Raw genomic sequence first — 16,880 nt, 5'->3', positions numbered from 1 at the left:
CCGCCGGGTCCGGTGCCGGTCCGCGCCCCGGGGGCGCCGTGCGACGGCATGGTCAGAGCTGCCGCAGCAGCAGGAGCGACCAGGGCGCGAGCGTCCGTTCGAGGCGCAGCACGCCGTCCCGGTCGGCCACCGCGCTCCACCGGTCGGTGGCCCGCGCCAGCCGCGCCAGCTCCTCGGTCTCCGCGCGCGTCGGCTCCGCGGGGGCGCCCATCGCGCGCCAGGCGCTCAGCGCGTCGCCGTGCGCGCCGTCCAGCACCTCCACGGAGAAACGCGCCCCCGAGGCCAGGCCGCGCACCGTCAGCGCCAGGTCGCGGGGCTCGCCCTTGGCCTGCGTCGCGTCCGCCACCGAGCGGTCGTCGAACGAGGCGGGGACCGACAGCGGCTCCTCCGCCGGGTAGTGGTGCACCAGCGCGGCGATCCCGCCGGTGGCCGCGTCGCGCGTCGCCACGGCGTCCTCGGTGCGCTCCAGCAGCGTGTCGCCGAGCGCGGCCAGCATGCGGTACGCGTGGAACGTCGGCTTCGGCACGCCCTGCAGCGTGATCATCCCGAAGCCGCCGTGGAACATCTCGTCGCCCGCGCCGCCCTCCTCGAAGACGTCGGTGAACGTCCAGTAGGCGAGCGAGTCCACGGTGCCGATCGAGTGCAGCACCGACCGCACGACGTACGCGGCGGCGGGCAGCGTGTCGTGCGTGAAGTCGCGGGGCGACGAGGAGGAGTTCCACTCGGTCAGGTGGATCTCCGCGTCCGGGTACGGGCCCTTGGCGACGATCTCGCGCAGCAGCGCCAGGTCCTTGGGCGTCGCGTCCTTGCCGCGCGTCAGCTTCTCGCCCTGCCCGTGCTCGTCCAGCGCCCAGTCCGTGGGGTAGGGGTGGGTGGAGACGAAGTCCACGGGCAGGTCCTCGCGCCGGCAGAAGTCGAGGAACGCCTCCACCCACACCGGCCGCCAGTCCAGCGTGTCGATGTCGTCCCGTCCGGCGACGATCCGCTTGTCCACGTCCTCGTTCTCGCCGCCGAACCGCTCGTCGGGCACGAAGTTGGACGTCGCCGGGCCGCCCACGCGCAGCCGGGGGTCGACGGCCTTCACGGCGGTCGCCGTCGCGCGGTAGATCTCGAAGTACTCGCTGCGGGTGCCGTGGAAGAAGCCCCAGAGGTTGGCCTCGTTCCACACCTCGAAGTACCAGCGGCTGACCTCGTCGATCCCGTAGCGTGCCACCCAGTGGCGCACGATCCGGTCGATCAGCGCGCCCCAGCGTGCCAGGTCGGTGGGCGGGGCGCCGTGCGCGCCCCACCAGAAGACGGTCTCCGTCTCCCGGGCCATCGCGCGCGGGCTGAAGCCGAACTCCACGAAGGGCCGCACGCCCGCGTCCAGCAGGGCGTCGAACAGGGCGTCCACGTACTGGAAGTTGTAGACGGGCGTGCCGTCCTCCCGCTCCGTGTAGACGAACATGTCGTCGTGGAACAGGCCGTGGAAGCGCACGTAGTCGAAGCCGCACTCCTGCCTGGCCGTGCGCAACTGCCGCTGCCAGTCGGCGCGCAGGCCCTCGTTGGCGCGTCCCGCGCCGACCACCCGGCTCCAGAAGCGGTCCAGGGGCGTGCCGTCGGCGGCGGCGTCCACGGCGAGTGTGATCGGTGCGGACACGGTGTTCCTTTCGCTGGTCCTCCCGGCCGGGAAGCCCGGCGCGGGGAACAGGATAAATCAAGATGATGGATTGAAGGAGGGGGAACGGGGGACCGCCGTCAGGGACGCTGGACGCTGCCGTCCGCGTTCCGCAGCAGCGCCCACCGGTCGTGTTCGAGCGGCGCCGTCACCGGGTACCGCCCGGCGGCCGCCTCGTCGAAGTCCACGCCGAGGCCGGGCGCGGACGTCGGCCGCAGCGCGCCGCCCTCCGGGACGTGCGCGCCCGGGAAGACCTCCAGTGTCGCGTCCGTGAACCGCGCCGCCTCCTGCACGCCGAACGCGGGCGAGCTGACGTCGAGCGCCACGTTCGCCGCCATCCCCACCGGGCTCACGTCGCCGGGGCCGTGCGGCGCCGTCCGCACGCCGAACATCTCGCACGCCGCGACCAGCTTCCGCACCGGCGTCAGCCCGCCGAGGGTGGGGATCCTGATCCGCGCGAAGTCGATCGCCCGCCGCTCCAGCAGCGGCAGGTACTGGTACGGGTCGGCGTACAGCTCGCCCACGGCCAGCGGCGTCGTGCCCGCCGCCCGCAACTGCGGGAAGTAGGCGATGTCCTCGGGCGCCAGCGCGTCCTCCAGGAAGAACAGCTCCGCGTCCTGCACCGCGTGCACCAGGCTCCTGGCCTGCGCGGGCGTCATCCGCTCGTGCACGTCGTGCAGCAGCTCCACCCCGCCGCCCACCAGTTCGCGCACCTTCCGCAGCACCGGCGGGACGTGCCGCAGGTACGTCGTCGAGTCCCACGTCCCCGCGCGCAGCCGGCGCCGCCGCGCCTCGGCCTCGTCGGCCGGGGCAGCGCCGTACGTGTCGGAGCCCGGCACCGACACCTGCACGCGGACGTGCCGGTAGCCGCGCTCCACGGCGGCGAGCACCTTGTCGGCGATCTCCTGGGCGTCGTCGCCGTCCACGTGCGTGTACGCGTCGGCGGCCTCGCGGGCACGGCCGCCGAGCAGGGAGTACAGGGGCAGCCCGGCGACCTTGCCCTTGATGTCCCACAGCGCCACGTCGACGGCGGCCAGCGCGTTGGAGGCCATCGAACCGCCGCGCCAGTAGCCGCTGTTGAGCAGCAGCCGGTGGATGTCCTCGATGTCGTCCGTCCCGCGCCCGGTGAGCATCGGGCCGAGGTAGGAGTCGATCACGGCGCGGATCGCCACCGTGCGCTGCGGGTCGCTGGCGCAGCCGAGGCCGTAGAGCCCCGGCTGGTCCGTCTCGACGCGGACGATCACGTACGGGCAGCCCTGCGGGGCGCAGACGAAGGTGCGCACGCCGGTGACCCGGGGTGACGTGTCGGTTCCCGACCAGGGCGCGAGGGCAAGCGGCACAGGGGTTCCGGACGTTTCAGGTGCCATGGGGACGTCTCCACATCGGGTTTCGACGAGATTTCGGCGTGTGACGAGCATTGACACCGTACATCAAGTCGATTTAGGTTCCGGGGCACGCCGGAGCCCCGTGCACGGCGCCAGGATGAAAGGCCCAACGACGTGACTGGACACCCCCGCCGCCTGGCGCGGCGATGTGTGGCCCTGGCCTCCGCCGTCACCATGACCGCGGTGCTCGCCGCGTGTGGCGGCACGGGCGGCGGGTCGCCCGACGAGCTGGAGATGTGGACGTTCAAGCAGTCCCATGTCCCGGCGCTCGAAGCGGCGGCCGAGCAGTTCCGCCAGGAGACCGGGATCACCGTCAGGATTCAGGCGATCACGCCCGACGACGCGTTCCTGACGAAGGTCGCCGCCGCCGCGCGGACCAACGACCTCCCCGACATCCTCGAGGTCCACTCCAACGGCGACGACCTCACCTTCGGCGGCGCAGGGCTGCTCGAAGACCTGTCGGGCGTCGTGGACGACGAGTGGACCGGCCAGTACCTGCCCGCGGTGGCGAACGAGGGGATCGTCACGCAGCAGTACTACGAGAACTCCCTCACCCCCGGCTCCAAGTGGCTCGGCGTGGAGGAGGGGCAGCGGTTCAGCGTCCCGCTCACCATCGGCACCTTCGGCATCGTCTACGCCAACAAGGAGCGCCTCGCCGAGTCGGGCTACACCGAACCCCCGGCCACCTGGGACGAGTTCATGGAGATGCTCGACGCGGTCGGCCAGGACCGCCCCGACGACGGCGGCGTCGCCAACGGCTTCCGCTCCCCGTCCACCGGCCTGGAGTGGCTGCTCCAGCCGATGGCCTACGGCATGCTCGGCGACCAGCCCTACCGCGACCTCTTCTCCGACGACCCCGCCGTCAACTGGGGCTCGGAGAACGGCGTCGCCGCGCTGACCGAGTACGGGCGCATCCAGCCCTACTGGACCCCGGGCACGCAGTCCCTCACCATCGACGAGGCCGACCTCTCGTTCGCCCACGGGCAGTCCACGTTCGACATCGGCGGCACCTTCACCCTCGCCTTCCTGGAGGCGAACGGCTTCGACCCGGACAACGCGATGACGTTCGCCGTGCCGCCGCCCGAGGGCGCCGCGATCCCCGACATGGGCCTCGCGCCGTTCGCCCTGACCGGCCTGTCCGTCACCAAGGACAGCCACAACAAGGACGGCGCCATCGACTTCGTGCGCTACCTGTCCGGCACCGACGTGGCCGAGGACTTCGCCCGCGACGCCCTCGACCTGCCGCCGAACGACCTCGGCCCGAACCCGGAGGAGGCCGTCGGCCCCGTCCTCGGCGCCATGGCCGCCTCGCTCAGCTCGGAGGAGGACGCCTACCACGCCGCCGACACGAGCTACCGGCCCAACGCGTACGACTCCGGCCGCGTCGGCGAGGTGCTCGCCGACTTCACGCCACTCGACGAGGGCGATCCGGCCGACGCCGGTCGCAACCTCGCAAACCTGATCGAATCCTACTGGTCGGAGCAGCAAAGGTGAGCGTCGACGTCACACCCACCCCCCGGCTCACCGGCCGGCCCGGCGGGAAGGGCCGGAAGGTCAAGCCCCCGTCCACCCCGGCCGCCCGGAGCGCGCGGCGCAAGGAAGCCCTCTGGGGATTCGCCTTCGTCGCCCCCGCCCTGATCCTCTTCGCGGTGATGGGCCTGTACACCGTCGGCTACGGCTTCCTGCTGAGCTTCGCCCAGTGGAACGGCTTCTGGCCCGACTGGAACTGGGTCGGCTTCGACAACTACGCCGACCTCCTGTGGCGCAGCCCCGTCTACTCGCCGATCGTGCACGACGCCGCGTGGAACACGCTGTGGGTCATGATCGCCGTGCCGGTGCTCACCGTCGCCATCGCGTTCCCCCTCGCCGTCGTCCTCAACTCGGTCAAGCGGCTGCGCGGCCTCCTGCGCTCCGTCTACTTCCTGCCCTACGTCACGACCGGCATCGCGGTCTACTTCGCGTGGCAGTACATCCTGGAGCCCAACGGCGCGCTGAACCTGCTGCTGAAGAGCCTCGGCCTCGGCTCCCTGTCCCAGCCGCAGGGCTTCCTCGGCAACCCGGACACCGCCCTGCCGACGCTGATCGTCGTCATGGTCTGGTCGGCGGTCCCGGTCGCGATGCTGCTGTTCCTGACCGGCCTCCAGTCCATGGACAGCTCCCTCCTGGAAGCCGCCCAGCTGGACGGCGCGGGCTGGTGGCGCACGCAGTTCAGCGTCGTGTGGCCCCTGCTGCGCCCGATCACCGCGGTCATCGTGCTGCTGGGCGTGCGGGACTCCCTCCAGGGCTTCCAGATCTTCCTGATCATGACCAACGGCGGTCCGGGCGACGCCACCAACGTCCTCGGCCTGGAGACCTACCGCCTCGCCTTCCTGAACGAACTCGCCCCCACCCTGGGTCTCGCCAGCGCACTCGGCTGGATCCTCTTCGTGGTGGCGCTGATCGTCGCCTTCGTCAACCAGCGAGCCATGAGGAGGCTGGGATGAGCGCCGGCGTCGTCACCACCCCGCGCCGTACACCCGGCGCCCCCCGCGCCGAGCGGGCCCCGCGCAACCCGCGCACGATCGTCTCCCGTAGCGTCGTCGGCCTGCTCCTCGCGCTGTACGCCGCCATCAGCCTCTACCCGTTCGCGTGGATGGTCTCGGCGGCGTTCAAGGACAGCGAGGAGGTGCTGGAGGGCGGGCACCTGATCCCGCACAACCCGACCCTCCAGACGTTCGCCGACACCTGGAACCAGCTGCACTTCTTCGACTACTTCGTCAACAGCCTCCAGGTCACGCTGCTGACCACCGTCCTGGTGGTCGTCGTCTACGCCGCCGCGTCGTACGCGTTCGCCGTGCTGCGCTTCCCCGGCCGCACCGCGCTGTACCGGCTCTTCCTGGTGCTGCTGTTCGTGCCGGGCGTCGTGACGCTGCTGCCCATCGTGCTGCTGGAGCACGAGCTGAACATCCTGGGCTCGCACTGGGGCCTCGTCCTGCCGTTCGTGAACGGCACGGCGCCGCTCGCCGTCCTGCTGCTGACCAACGCGTTCTCCACCGTCCCCGCCGAGCTGCGCGAGTCGGCGCGGATGGACGGCGCGAGCGAACTGCGGATCTTCGCCTCGATCTACCTGCCGCTGGGACGCCCGGCGCTGATCACGATCGCCCTGCTGACGGCGATCCCGACGTGGAACGAGTACCAGCTCACCCGCGTCTCGCTGAACGACCCGGATTCGTACACCCTGCCGATCGCCCTCCAGGCGATGCAGTCCGAGAGCGTCGTGCAGTACAACACTCTCATGGCAGCTGCTCTGATCCTGGTGGTACCGATCGTGCTCCTCTTCCTCAGCGCCCAGCGCTACTTCGTGAACGGCCTCATGGGGGCGGTCAAGGGATGACCGCCCCGCTCGGCCCCGGCGACTCCGTGCTGGTCACGGGCGCCGCCGGGGTCATCGGCCGGGTCGTGGCCGCGCACCTGGCGGCCGCCGGCTTCGACGTGACCGGCACCGACCGCGTACCGGCCCCGCGGGACGCGCCGCCCGCCGGGCGGCACGTGGTGGGGGACGTCCGCGACCCGGAGTTCGTCGCCTCGTGCCTGACCGGCCCGGACGGGCCGGTCGCCGGCCTCGTCCACCTGGCGGCGATCCCGTCGCCCGGCGGGGTCCCGGAGGCGGACCTGCTCGACATCAACGTCACCGGCTGCTACACCGTCCTCGACCAGGCGGGCCGCGCGGGCGTCCGGCGGATCGTCACCGCCTCCAGCCTCTCCGCCCTCGGCCTCGCCTGGGCCGGCCGCGACCTCACGCCCCACCACCTGCCGATCGACGAGGAGCACCCCACCCTCGCCGTGGACGCGTACGGGCTCTCCAAGGTCCTGGCCGAGGAGGTCGCCGCCTTCACCACCCGCCGCTGGGGCACGCCGGTGATCAGCCTGCGCTTCCCCTTCGTCGGCGACGGCGACCGCCTCAGGGCGCGGCTGGACGAGGTGGCCGCCGATCCGGCGTCGAACCGCCGCGAGCTGTGGGGCTGGCTCGACACCCGCGACGCCGCCGGGGCGGTCGAGGCCGCCCTGCGGACCGCTACGGCCGGGCACCACGTCGTCAACGTCTCGGCGCCCGACACGGCGGCCGAGGTCCCCACGAAGGACCTGCTGGCCGCCCACTTCCCGGACGTCCCGCTGCGGCGGGACCTGCCGGACCACGCCGGGCTGTACGACACCGCGCGGGCGGAGAGCCTCCTCGGCTTCCGCACCACGCACTCCTGGCGGCCCACCGCCTGACCCACCGCGCCCCACGAGCCCCCGGCCCGCCAGGACCGGGGGCTCACCCCTGCCCGCCCCAAACCCCCCTCGACGCACTTTCCTCCCTTTTTGCCCCGCCTCTCTCCTTTTGCGCCGTTCGGGTGCCGGCCGTAGCGTCGAAGGAGAACGTGTCCCGCGCCGACACAGCCGCCCCGCGCGGTGCCGGACCCCGGACACCCCCGCAGCCGCACCTGAGAGGACGAGTCGCATGACCTTCGTGACCACGCGTGACGGTACGGACATCTTCTACAAGGACTGGGGCAGCGGTCCGCCCGTCGTGTTCATCCACGGCTGGCCGCTCAACGCGGACGCGTGGGAGGACCAGATGAAGCTGGTCGCCGACAACGGGTTCCGGGGCATCGCGCACGACCGCCGCGGCCACGGCCGCTCCGACCAGCCGTGGACGGGGTACGACTTCGACACGTTCGCGGACGACCTGCACGACCTCATCGAGGCGCTCGACCTGCGGGACGTCACCCTGGTCGCGCACTCCATGGGCGGCGGCGAACTGGCCCGCTACATCGGCCGCCACGGCACGGCCCGCGTCGGCAAGGCCGTCATGGTCGGCGCCGTCCCGCCGGTCATGCTGAAGTCGGACAGCAACCCGGAGGGCACGCCGCAGAAGGTCTTCGACACCATCAAGGACGGCATCCTGAACGAGCGTTCCCAGTTCTGGATGGACACGGCCGAGATGTTCTACGGCGCCAACCGGCCGGGCAACAAGGTGACCGACGGCCTCAAGCAGTCGTTCTGGCTGATGGCGATGCAGGAGAGCATCGAGGCGGCCGTCGCGTGCGTGGACGCCTTCTCCGCCACCGACTTCACCGAGGACCTGCGGAAGTTCGACATCCCGACGCTGCTGATCCACGGCGACGACGACCAGGTCGTCCCGATCGACGCGGCGTCGAAGAAGGCGGCCGAGATCATCCCCGACGCGACCCTCAAGATCTACGAGGGCGGCGCCCACGGCCTGGCCAACGTCCCCGGCACAAAGGACTGCTTCAACAAGGACCTCCTCTCCTTCCTCCGCAGCTGACCCCGCCGCGCGAGCAACCCCCGTCTCCGGGACGGGGGTTGCTCGCCCGTCAGCGTGCTGTCGCGTGGTCCTCGCGCAGCATGTCGAGAGTTTCCTGGAGTTGGGCGTGGTCGGTGTGGCCGTACTTGTCCTGGTCGCCCTTGCCTGCGAGTTCTTCCCGGTAGCGGTCGGCGGCGTCCAGGACGTTGCGGCGTGCCTGGTCCTGCGGGCTGTCCGGCTCCGGGTTCGCGCTGAGGTCTTGGGTGCCCTGGGAGACGTACGCGGCCGCGCCGCTGCTGTCCTCCCACTGCTGGCGCAGCAGCCGGTCGGCGGTGTCGGGGTCCTTCAGGTGCTTCGCCGCCGCGTCCTCGTTGAGCGCCGCCGCGTGCAGCAGTCCCGAGCCGCCCGTGTTCTCCACCCAGGTGTCGGGGGAGAGTTCGAAGAGGAAGTAGTCACGGGGCGCGTACTGACCGGTCGAGCGTTCCTGGACGTCCACGGCGGCCTTGGCCAGCTGGTCGCTCAACGCGGCACTCGGCGGCAGCTCCGCCTCGCTCATGAGGGCCCCGTAGCTGTTCCATTTCTCCAGGGCCGCCTTGAACTCGTCGGTGCCGGGCTCGTGGTCGAACAGCGGGCCCTCCTTCGGTTCCGTGAACTCGCGGAGCAGCTGATCCGCCTCATCCCGCTCTTCGGGGCCCAGGTAGATGTTCCCGTACCAGTCATCGTGATCGACGACGCTGCGGACCATGATCAGGCCGTCGGCGATGCCCTGGAGTGCCTCGCGCTGGGTGTCGGCCTGGGCGGGTTCCAGGTGGTCGGTGCCCAGCTTGCCCAGCGCCGCGAGCGTGTCGGAGTCCAGCTCTCCGAAGAAACGCAGGACGAACTCGGCTTCGGCCTCGGTCAGTTCGCGTGGCGTTCCACCGCCGCCGCGCAGGTCCCGGGACAGGGAGTTGAGGACGCTGGTCCACAGACGGAGTTCGTCGGGGTCGGGCCGCTTCCCGTCCGCGAGGAGTTCCTTGACCTTGGCGGCGGCGTCTTCCGCCATGTACCCGGAGGACCACAGCTGGAGCGGGCCGTCGGCCAGGTCGTACCCCTGCTCGTACAGCTCCAGGCCCAGACGCATGAGGGCCCGGCGGTACGTCGCGATCTCGTCGTCGATCTTCTCCTCGGCCTCCTGCGCCACCGGCGTGAAATCCGCGAGGTGCCTGGCCCTGATCATGGGCAGCAGCGGCTCGGGGTTCTCCTCCCTGGCCCGCGCGTATGACGCCTGCGCCGCTTCCCACTCGGGCCAGAGTTGGTCGTCCAGGATCGATGTGACCTGGGACACGTGGTGGAGGGCGATGTCCATGGCGAGCTTCAGGAGTTGTCCGACCTGCTCCATGCCCGTGCCCCGGCCCGCGAGGGCGCCGTCGGTGTCGGCCGTGCGCTGGTCGGCGTCGGCGATCGCCGTGTGGTCGACGGAGCCGGACTCGCGGGACAGGTGCGAGGCGACTTCGGCCAGCTCGCTCGCCGCCTTGGCCTCCCCGACCGCCTGCTGGTAGACGGCGGCGGTGTCGGCCATGTCCTCGGGGTCGATCTCCATGACGAACAGTTCCACCTTCTTCACCGCCATGAGCAACGGTTGCACCTCGCCCAGCGCCAGATCCCACCAGTACGACACCATCTGCCTGTGACCTTCCGTTCGCCGACCCGGCAAAGGTTAGGTCGATGTCATGTCAACTGTCCAATGTCGCAGACGTTTTCGGCAGCGAACGGCCCGGCCCCCGCGCAGTGCGTCAGCTGTCGCGGCGGGGCAGTTTCCAGCCGGGGCGCACGTAGTGGCTGGTGTAGCCGTCGGGGTAGCGCGCCAGGTAGTCGTAGTGCTCCGGCTCCGCCTCCCGGAAGTCGCCGACCGGCGTCACCTCGGTGACGACGGGACCGGGCCACAGCGCCGAGGCGTTCACGTCCGCGATGGTATCCTCCGCGACACGCTTCTCCTCGTCGCTCGGCCGGGCTCCGCGCGGGCAGCGGTCTCCTCGCCGCCCTGGCGGATCGGAGAGACGGTTCCGAACCCCGTGCGCTCACCGGCTTCCTCGCGGCATCTGTGCGCCCGGGCTTGTCACTTGCGCAGTACGAGCCGACGCAGTGCCACCACCGGCGGCGTCAGCGTGCTGTCGCGTGGTCCTCGCGCAGCATGTCGAGGGTTTCCTGGAGTTGGGCGTGGTCGGTGTGGCCGTACTTGTCCTGGTCGCCCTTGCCCGCCAGTTCGTCCTTGTAGGTGTCGGCGGCGTCCAGGACGTTCGTGCGTGCCTGCCGCGCGGCGGCCTCCGACTCGGGGGACGCGCTGAAGTCGCCGGTGCCCTGGGAGATGTACGCCGCCACGCCGCTGCTGTCCTCCCACTGCTGGCGCAGCAGCCGTTCGGCGATGTCGGTGCCCCGCAACTGGTCGGCGGCGGCGTCCTCGTTGAGCGCCGCCGCGTGCAGCAGTCCCGAGCCGCCCGTGTTCTCCACCCAGGTGTCGGGGGACAGTTCGAACAGGAAATAGTCGCGGGGCGCGTACTGCCCGGACGAGCGCTCCTGGACGTCCACGGCGGCGTGGGCCAGCTGGATGGCGTGCGCGGGCTCCGGCGGCATGCCGGCCTCCTTCATGAGTGCCCCGAAGCCGTTCCATTTCTCCAGGGCCGCCTTGAACTCGTCGGTGCCCGGTTCGTGGTCGAAGAGCGGCCCCTCTCTGGGCGACAGGAACTCGTCGCCCAGCGGGACCTCGGGGAACAGATCGAGGCTGTCGTCGTTGAGGTAGCCGACCATGATCAGGCCGTCGGCGACGCCCTGCAACGCCTCGCGCTGGGTGTCGGCCTGGGCGGGTTCCAGGTGGTCGGTGCCCAGGTTGCCCAGCGCCGCGAGCGTGTCGGAGTCCAGCTCGCCGAGGAACGTCATGAGGAACACCGCCTCTTCCCTCTCCAGGTCGCGCGGCTCGCCGCCGCCGGCGCGCACGTCCCGCGACAGGGCGTTCAGGACGCTGGTGTACCGGAGGAGGTCGTCGGGGTCGGGCTTCCCGTCCTTGAGGAGATCCTTCAGCCCGGCGGCGAGGTATTCCGCCATGTCCGGGCTGCGCCACAGCCCGAGCGGGCCGCCTGCCAGGTCGTACCCGTTCTCGTACAGCTCCTGGCCGTAGCGCGTCAGGGTCGAGCGGTACGCGGCGATCTCGTCGTCGATCTCGGTGTCGGCCCGCTGCGCCCGCGCCACCAGCTCCATGAGGTGGGCGGTCCTGACCGCCAACCGCATCGGCGCGGGGGCGTCGGCCATGGCCCGTTCCGCCGCCGCGCTCACCTCGGCGAGGCCGGGATCGAGCCGCTCCTCCACGATCGAGCGGACCTGCCGTTCGTGCTGGACGGCGACCCGCATGGAGCGGGACAGGAGGTCGGCGGCGGCCTCCATGCCCTCGCCCCGGTCGGCGAGGTCGCGGTCGGTGCCGGCCGTGCGCTCGAAGGGGTCGGCCATCGCCGAGTCGTCCACCTGGCCCGACTCGCCGGAGATGCGCGAGGCCAGTTCGGCCACGTCGCCCGCCACCCTGGCCTCCTCGAAGGCCCGGCGGTAGACGACGGCCTTCTCCGCCATGTGGTCGGGATCGATCTCGCCGCTGAACTTCCGCTGTGTCTTCCACGGGGTGACCCCTGCCGCGGCCTCCACCTCGGTCTCGGTGAAAACAGCTGCGGACAACACGACCTCCCGGGTGCGAACTCAGCGAACGCTAAACCGGCGGCAGGGCAAGTGTCCATCCGTGCCGAACATTTGTGATGGGGAATTGACCGGTCCCCGGCGGGCGGCGCGTCAGCTGTCGCGGCGGGGCAGCTTCCAGCCGGGGCGGACGTAGTGGCAGGTGTAGCCGTCCGGGTAGCGCTCCAGGTAGTCCTGGTGCTCCGGCTCCGCCTCCCAGAAGTCGCCGACCGGCGTCACCTCGGTGACGACGGGACCGGGCCACAGGCCCGAGGCGTTCACGTCCGCGATGGTGTCCTCGGCGACGCGCTTCTGCTCGTCGCTCGTGTAGAAGATCGCCGAGCGGTAGCTGGTGCCGATGTCGTTGCCCTGCTGGTTCAGGGTGGACGGGTCGTGGATCTGGAAGAAGAACTCCAGCAGCTCGCGGAACGAGGTCTTCTCCGGGTCGAAGACGATCTCGATGGACTCGGCGTGCGTGCCGTGGTTGCGGTAGGTGGCGTTCGGCACGTCGCCGCCCGAGTAGCCGACCCGGGTCGAGACCACGCCGGGGAAGCGCCGGACCAGGTCCTGCACACCCCAGAAACAGCCACCGGCGAGCACCGCGCGTTCGGTCGTCCCAGCCATCCCGTACCCTCCTGCCGCCGTGGCCGGTGCCTCCACCTGGGAAGCCCCTTCTCTGCGCAGGATACGCGCCCGGCGGCGGGGCGGCCGGTCGGGACGCCGGGCCGTCGACGCCGCGCCCGCCGGGGGACAGAATGTCCGCGCGCGGCGGCGGACGGCCCGCCGCCCCAGGCGAAGGCGCCCCGAGGAGGTCCGCCATGGAACGCAGGCGGTTCCCCCCGCCCCGGATGTCCCCCGCCCGCATGGCGGTCCGCATGTCCCTGGCCGGGCAGGTGCTCACGCTGCAGCTGGCCATCGTCGTGGCCGTGCTCGGCGTGGTGGCGTGGGTCTCGGTCGTGCAGGCGAACGCCGACTGGCGCCGCACCGAGGGCGGGCGGCTGCTGAGCACCGCCGAGTCGGTCGCCGCGCAGCGCGTCGTCCGCGTCGGGCTGGCGGACCCGCACCGGGTGGGGGCGCTGCACGCGCCCGCGGAGAGCGCGCGCGGCGTGTCGGGCGCGTCGTTCGTGGAGATCGCCACGTGGGACCGCCGCCTGCTCACCTCCGCCGACCCGCGCAGGATCGGCGGGCGCGTCGAGCTGGGCGGCAGCGACGTGCTGGAGGGCCGGTCGTGGGTGGGGACGGTCGGGGTGGGCGGCGGGACGGCGCTCGTGGCGCACGTCCCGGTGTTCGGCGAGGACGGCGTGCGCCTCGGCCTGGTGGCCGTCGGCAGCGAGGAGCGCAGCCTCGCGCGGCGCGTCGAGGCGGCGGCCCCCGACCTGCTGCTGTACCTGGGCATCGCGAGCGGCCTCGGCGTGGCCGGGTCCTACCTGCTCGCCCGCCGCGTCAAACGGCAGACGCGCGGCCTCGAACCGGGGGAGATCACCGCTCTCGCCGAGCACCGCGAGGCGATGCTGCACGGCATCAAGGAGGGTGTGCTCGGCCTCGACGGGCACGGCAGGGTCACGCTCGTGAACGACAGCGCGCGCGAGCTGCTGCGCCTGCCGCCCGGCGCCGCCGGGCGCACGCTCGCCGGCCTCGGCGTGGACCCGGTGCTGCGCGAGGCGCTGACGGGCGGGGCGGGCGCGGTCAGGGACCAGGTGGTCGTCACCGCCGACCGGGTGCTGACCCTCAACCGCATGCCGCTCGACACGCCGGGCCAGCCGCCCGGCTCGGTGACGACGATGCGCGACCTCACCGAACTGACGACGCTGCAACACCAGTTGGAGACGGCCAGGGGCGCCACCGACACGCTGCGCGCGCAGGCGCACGAGTTCTCCAACCACCTGCACGTGATCGCGGGCCTCGTCGAGCTGGCCGAGTACCCCGAGGTCAGCCGCTACGTGCGGGGTGTCAGCGGCACGCACGCGCAGCGCACCGCGCACGTCCAGGCCGCCGTGGCCGACCCGTCGCTCGCCGCGCTGCTGATCGCCAAGGCCAGCCTGGCCGCCGAGCAGGGCACCGCGCTGCGCGTGACGCCGGACAGCGCGCTGGGGACCCTGCCCGAGTCCCTGGTCACGGACCTCGTCACGGTGCTCGGCAACCTGGTGGACAACGCCCTGGACGCGGTACGCGGCACCGGCCCTGACGCCCGCGTGGACGTCCGGCTGGCGGAGACCGCCGCCGCGCCTGGCGCACGGAACGGAGAGGTACGCGTGGAGGTCACCGACTCGGGGCCCGGCGTGGCCCCCGCCCTGGCCGAGGAGATCTTCCGCCAGGGCTTCAGCACGAAGGCGAGCGGACGCGGCCTCGGCCTGGCGATCACCCGCCTCGTCTGCCGCCGCCGCGGCGGGAGCGTCGGCGTGCGCGGCGCCGCCTTCCTCGCCCGGCTGCCCCGCACCCCGGACGAGCGGCCCGCCGCCGCCCCCGCGCAGCCGCGGGAGGCCGTACGGTGATCAGCGTCCTCGTCGTGGACGACGACTTCATGGTGGCCCGCCTGCACGCCAAGGTCGTGGAGCGCACCTCCGGCTTCACCACCGCGGGGATCGCCCACACCGGCCGCGAGGCCCTGGACGGCGTCCGCCGCCTGCGGCCCGACCTGGTGCTGCTCGACATCTACCTGCCCGACATGAGCGGCCTCGACGTGCTCCGGGAGATACGCGCGGGGGAGGACGGGCCGCTCGACGCGGACGTCCTGGTCATCACGGCCGCGCGGGAGATGGAGACCGTCAGGGGCGCGCTGCGCGGCGGCGCCGTGCACTACGTCGTCAAGCCGTTCGACGTGCCCGTGCTCCAGGAGCGGCTGCGGGACTACGCGAGGCGCCGCCGCGACCTGGCCGCGCTTGCCGCGCCGCGCCAGGACGACGTGGACCGCGTGTTCGGCGCCGCGCCGCCGCCGCGCCCGGCGCGCGGGCTGCCCAAGGGGCTGTCGGAGGAGACGGCGGAGCTGGTGCGCGGCGTCCTCGCCGCGGCGGCCGAGGCGGGCGACGGCGCGCTGTCGGCGTCCGTGTGCGCCGAGCGCGCGGGGCTCTCGCGGGTCACCGCGCGGCGCTACCTGGAGTACTTCGCCGCACGCGGGCAGGCTGAGGTGTCGCTGCGCTACGGCGGGACGGGCCGCCCCGAGCGCCGCTTCCGCGCGCCGGGCGCCCGCCCCTGACCTGTGAACTCTGCGACCACAACGACGGTTGTGTCCGCAACCCCGCCGCCCGTGGACACCCCGCCGCGGCCGTAGGCACGATGTGGCGCCCGTCCGCACCGACGCGGACCGGCGCCGCGGCGCTCCGCGGCTGACGACAGGAAGGCGGTGCCGGCGTGCGTCTGCGGTTCCTCGTCTCCGTGCTCTCGGCCGCGCTGATCGTGCTGGTCGTGCCACCCCTGCTGACCCCGGACGACTCCGGCGGCGGTGGCACGAGCATCCCCGGTCTGCGGTTCATGGTCCCCAACGAGCCGGGCGGCGGCTACGACATCACGGCGCGCACCGCCGCCGCGAGCGCGGAGGACGCCGGACTGACCGACGGCATCGAGGTGTTCAACCTCCCCGGCGCGGGCGGCACGGTCGGCCTCAGCCGCCTCGTGTCGGAGCGCGGCAACGGGCGGCTCGCCATGTCGATGGGCCTGGGCGTCGTCGGCGCCGTCCACACCAACCACACCGGCGTCTCGCTGACCGACACCACCCCCGTGGCGCGGCTCACCGAGGAGCCCGACATCGTCGTCGTCCCCGCCGACTCCCCCTACGGGGACTTCGACGACCTGCTCGCGGACTGGCTCGCGCGCCCCGGGTCGCTGCCCTTCGGCGGCGGCTCCTCGCCCGGCGGCCCCGACCACCTCGCCGCCATGCTGATGGCCGAGGCGGCGGGCGTGACCCCGCGGGACGCCAACTACATCTCCTACGACGGCGGCGGCGAACTCCTCGCGGCGGTGCTCGGCGGCGAGGTGGCGTTCGGCGTCTCGGGCGTCGGCGAGTACCTCGACCAGATCGAGGCGGGCGAGCTGCGCGTCCTGGCCGTCACCGGCGCGGAGCGCGCCCCCGGCATGGACGCCCCGACGCTCACCGAGGCCGGGCTCGACGTCACCTTCACCAACTGGCGCGGCATCGTGGCACCCCCGGGCCTCTCGGACGCCGAGACCGACCGCCTCGTCCGGCTGGTCACCGCGCTGCACGACTCCCCGCAGTGGCGCGAGGCGCTGGAACGCAACGGCTGGGCCGACGCGTTCATGACCGGCGCCGAGTTCGGCGACTTCCTCGCCGCGCAGGACCGCCGCGTGGAGGACACCCTGAAGGAGCTGGGACTGTGACCGTGCCCCCCACCCCCTCGGCCCCCGCCCGCCAGTGGCTGCGCGACCACTCCGAACTGGGCGTGTGCGTCCTGTTGTTCGCGCTCGGCGCGCTCGTGCTGGGCGACGTGCTCACCATGGACTTGGAGATCGCCCAGCGCGGACCGGTCGGCCCGCGCACCGTGCCCGCCGTCGTCGGCGCCGCGCTGCTGCTCGTCGCGGTGCTGCTCGCCGTGGACGTCCTGCGCGGCGGGCGGGGCGAGACCGAGCAGGGTGAGGACACAGACCCGGCCACGCAGGGCGACCCGCGTACGGTCCTCCTGCTCGCCGCCGTCTTCCTCGGCAACGCGGTGCTGATCGGGCCCCTCGGCTTCCCCGCCTCCGGCGCCCTCATGTTCTGGGGCTCCGCCTGGGTCCTCGGCAGCCGCGCCCACCACCGCGACCCGCTCATCGCGGCCGCCCTGTCCGTCGTCACCTATGTCGTCTTCGACAGTCTGCTCGGCATCCCGCTCCCCGGCGGGCCGCTGATGGAGGTGCTGTAACC

General features: G+C 72.4%; 14 protein-coding genes and 1 pseudogene. 9 read left to right on the top strand and 6 right to left on the bottom strand.

The genetic code is table 11. From position 1 onward, the window contains the following. Positions 1–52: 52 nt before the first annotated feature. Positions 53–1,639, bottom strand: coding sequence for a beta-xylosidase (locus tag ACIBPC_RS13850; protein WP_362963035.1), 1,587 nt, complete (start codon positions 1,637–1,639; stop codon positions 53–55). Positions 1,640–1,737: 98 nt separating this feature from the next. Further along, positions 1,738–3,024, bottom strand: a complete 1,287-nt coding sequence (locus ACIBPC_RS13845; protein WP_398843984.1) for an enolase C-terminal domain-like protein — start codon at positions 3,022–3,024, stop codon at positions 1,738–1,740. Positions 3,025–3,156: 132 nt separating this feature from the next. Between ACIBPC_RS13845 and ACIBPC_RS13840 the strand changes: the two genes are divergently transcribed. The 5 genes from ACIBPC_RS13840 (at position 3,157) to ACIBPC_RS13820 (ending at position 8,353) form a co-directional block, all read left to right on the top strand. Then, positions 3,157–4,536, top strand: a complete 1,380-nt coding sequence (locus ACIBPC_RS13840; RefSeq protein WP_362963039.1) for an extracellular solute-binding protein — start codon at positions 3,157–3,159, stop codon at positions 4,534–4,536. Continuing rightward, on the top strand, positions 4,533–5,525 hold the full coding sequence (locus ACIBPC_RS13835; protein ID WP_362963041.1) for a sugar ABC transporter permease: 993 nt from the start codon (positions 4,533–4,535) through the stop codon (positions 5,523–5,525). The genes ACIBPC_RS13840 and ACIBPC_RS13835 overlap by 4 nt, the downstream gene beginning before the upstream one ends. Further along, positions 5,522–6,415, top strand: coding sequence for a carbohydrate ABC transporter permease (locus ACIBPC_RS13830; protein ID WP_398843980.1), 894 nt, complete (start codon positions 5,522–5,524; stop codon positions 6,413–6,415). The genes ACIBPC_RS13835 and ACIBPC_RS13830 overlap by 4 nt, the downstream gene beginning before the upstream one ends. Beyond that, a complete protein-coding gene (locus tag ACIBPC_RS13825) occupies positions 6,412–7,296 on the top strand; it encodes an NAD-dependent epimerase/dehydratase family protein (RefSeq protein ID WP_398843978.1) in 885 nt (294 codons plus the stop codon). The genes ACIBPC_RS13830 and ACIBPC_RS13825 overlap by 4 nt, the downstream gene beginning before the upstream one ends. 229 nt (positions 7,297–7,525) lie before the next feature. Next, complete coding sequence (locus ACIBPC_RS13820; protein ID WP_398843975.1) at positions 7,526–8,353, top strand: alpha/beta fold hydrolase; 828 nt, start codon at positions 7,526–7,528, stop codon at positions 8,351–8,353. A 49-nt stretch (positions 8,354–8,402) separates the two neighbouring features. Here the strand turns inward: ACIBPC_RS13820 and ACIBPC_RS13815 are convergent, their stop codons facing one another. From ACIBPC_RS13815 to msrA, 4 genes and pseudogenes are all read right to left on the bottom strand, one after another. Next, the gene (locus ACIBPC_RS13815) at positions 8,403–9,992 is read right to left on the bottom strand and encodes a hypothetical protein (RefSeq protein ID WP_398843973.1); all 1,590 of its coding nucleotides are present in this window, start codon (positions 9,990–9,992) and stop codon (positions 8,403–8,405) included. A gap of 112 nt (positions 9,993–10,104) precedes the next feature. Next, positions 10,105–10,311: pseudogene (locus ACIBPC_RS13810) on the bottom strand (peptide-methionine (S)-S-oxide reductase); the annotation flags it as partial. 160 nt (positions 10,312–10,471) lie between these two features. Continuing rightward, on the bottom strand, positions 10,472–12,028 hold the full coding sequence (locus ACIBPC_RS13805; RefSeq protein WP_398843970.1) for a hypothetical protein: 1,557 nt from the start codon (positions 12,026–12,028) through the stop codon (positions 10,472–10,474). 111 nt (positions 12,029–12,139) lie between these two features. Then, on the bottom strand, positions 12,140–12,649 hold the full coding sequence (msrA, locus tag ACIBPC_RS13800; RefSeq protein ID WP_398843968.1) for a peptide-methionine (S)-S-oxide reductase MsrA: 510 nt from the start codon (positions 12,647–12,649) through the stop codon (positions 12,140–12,142). 194 nt (positions 12,650–12,843) lie between these two features. Here msrA and ACIBPC_RS13795 point away from each other — a divergent pair, with 194 nt between their 5' ends. The 4 genes from ACIBPC_RS13795 (at position 12,844) to ACIBPC_RS13780 (ending at position 16,878) form a co-directional block, all read left to right on the top strand. Continuing rightward, on the top strand, positions 12,844–14,517 hold the full coding sequence (locus ACIBPC_RS13795; RefSeq protein WP_398843965.1) for an ATP-binding protein: 1,674 nt from the start codon (positions 12,844–12,846) through the stop codon (positions 14,515–14,517). Further along, on the top strand, positions 14,514–15,218 hold the full coding sequence (locus ACIBPC_RS13790) for a response regulator (protein ID WP_398843963.1): 705 nt from the start codon (positions 14,514–14,516) through the stop codon (positions 15,216–15,218). Before ACIBPC_RS13795 ends, ACIBPC_RS13790 begins: the two co-directional genes overlap by 4 nt. Positions 15,219–15,373: 155 nt before the next feature. Continuing rightward, positions 15,374–16,357, top strand: a complete 984-nt coding sequence (locus tag ACIBPC_RS13785; RefSeq protein ID WP_362963067.1) for a tripartite tricarboxylate transporter substrate-binding protein — start codon at positions 15,374–15,376, stop codon at positions 16,355–16,357. Next, on the top strand, positions 16,354–16,878 hold the full coding sequence (locus ACIBPC_RS13780; protein ID WP_398843960.1) for a tripartite tricarboxylate transporter TctB family protein: 525 nt from the start codon (positions 16,354–16,356) through the stop codon (positions 16,876–16,878). The genes ACIBPC_RS13785 and ACIBPC_RS13780 overlap by 4 nt, the downstream gene beginning before the upstream one ends. Positions 16,879–16,880: the final 2 nt, after the last annotated feature.

Origin of the sequence: Streptomyces sp. NPDC049879 (assembly GCF_044461265.1) — a bacterium.
Taxonomy (GTDB): Bacteria; Actinomycetota; Actinomycetes; order Streptomycetales; family Streptomycetaceae; genus Streptomyces.
Note: the sequence above shows the minus strand (reverse complement) of the source record. Positions and strands in the feature narration are given on the sequence as shown.

Bases quoted from the DNA above. Each gene is read 5' to 3' on its own strand.
- ACIBPC_RS13845 (WP_398843984.1), bottom strand. From the start codon at position 3,024: ATGGCACCTGAAACGTCCGGAACCCCTGTGCCGCTTGCCCTCGCGCCC.
- ACIBPC_RS13830 (WP_398843980.1), top strand. From the start codon at position 5,522: ATGAGCGCCGGCGTCGTCACCACCCCGCGCCGTACACCCGGCGCCCCC.
- ACIBPC_RS13795 (WP_398843965.1), top strand. From the start codon at position 12,844: ATGGAACGCAGGCGGTTCCCCCCGCCCCGGATGTCCCCCGCCCGCATG.
- ACIBPC_RS13820 (WP_398843975.1), top strand. From the start codon at position 7,526: ATGACCTTCGTGACCACGCGTGACGGTACGGACATCTTCTACAAGGAC.
- ACIBPC_RS13815 (WP_398843973.1), bottom strand. From the start codon at position 9,992: ATGGTGTCGTACTGGTGGGATCTGGCGCTGGGCGAGGTGCAACCGTTG.
- msrA (WP_398843968.1), bottom strand. From the start codon at position 12,649: ATGGCTGGGACGACCGAACGCGCGGTGCTCGCCGGTGGCTGTTTCTGG.
- ACIBPC_RS13825 (WP_398843978.1), top strand. From the start codon at position 6,412: ATGACCGCCCCGCTCGGCCCCGGCGACTCCGTGCTGGTCACGGGCGCC.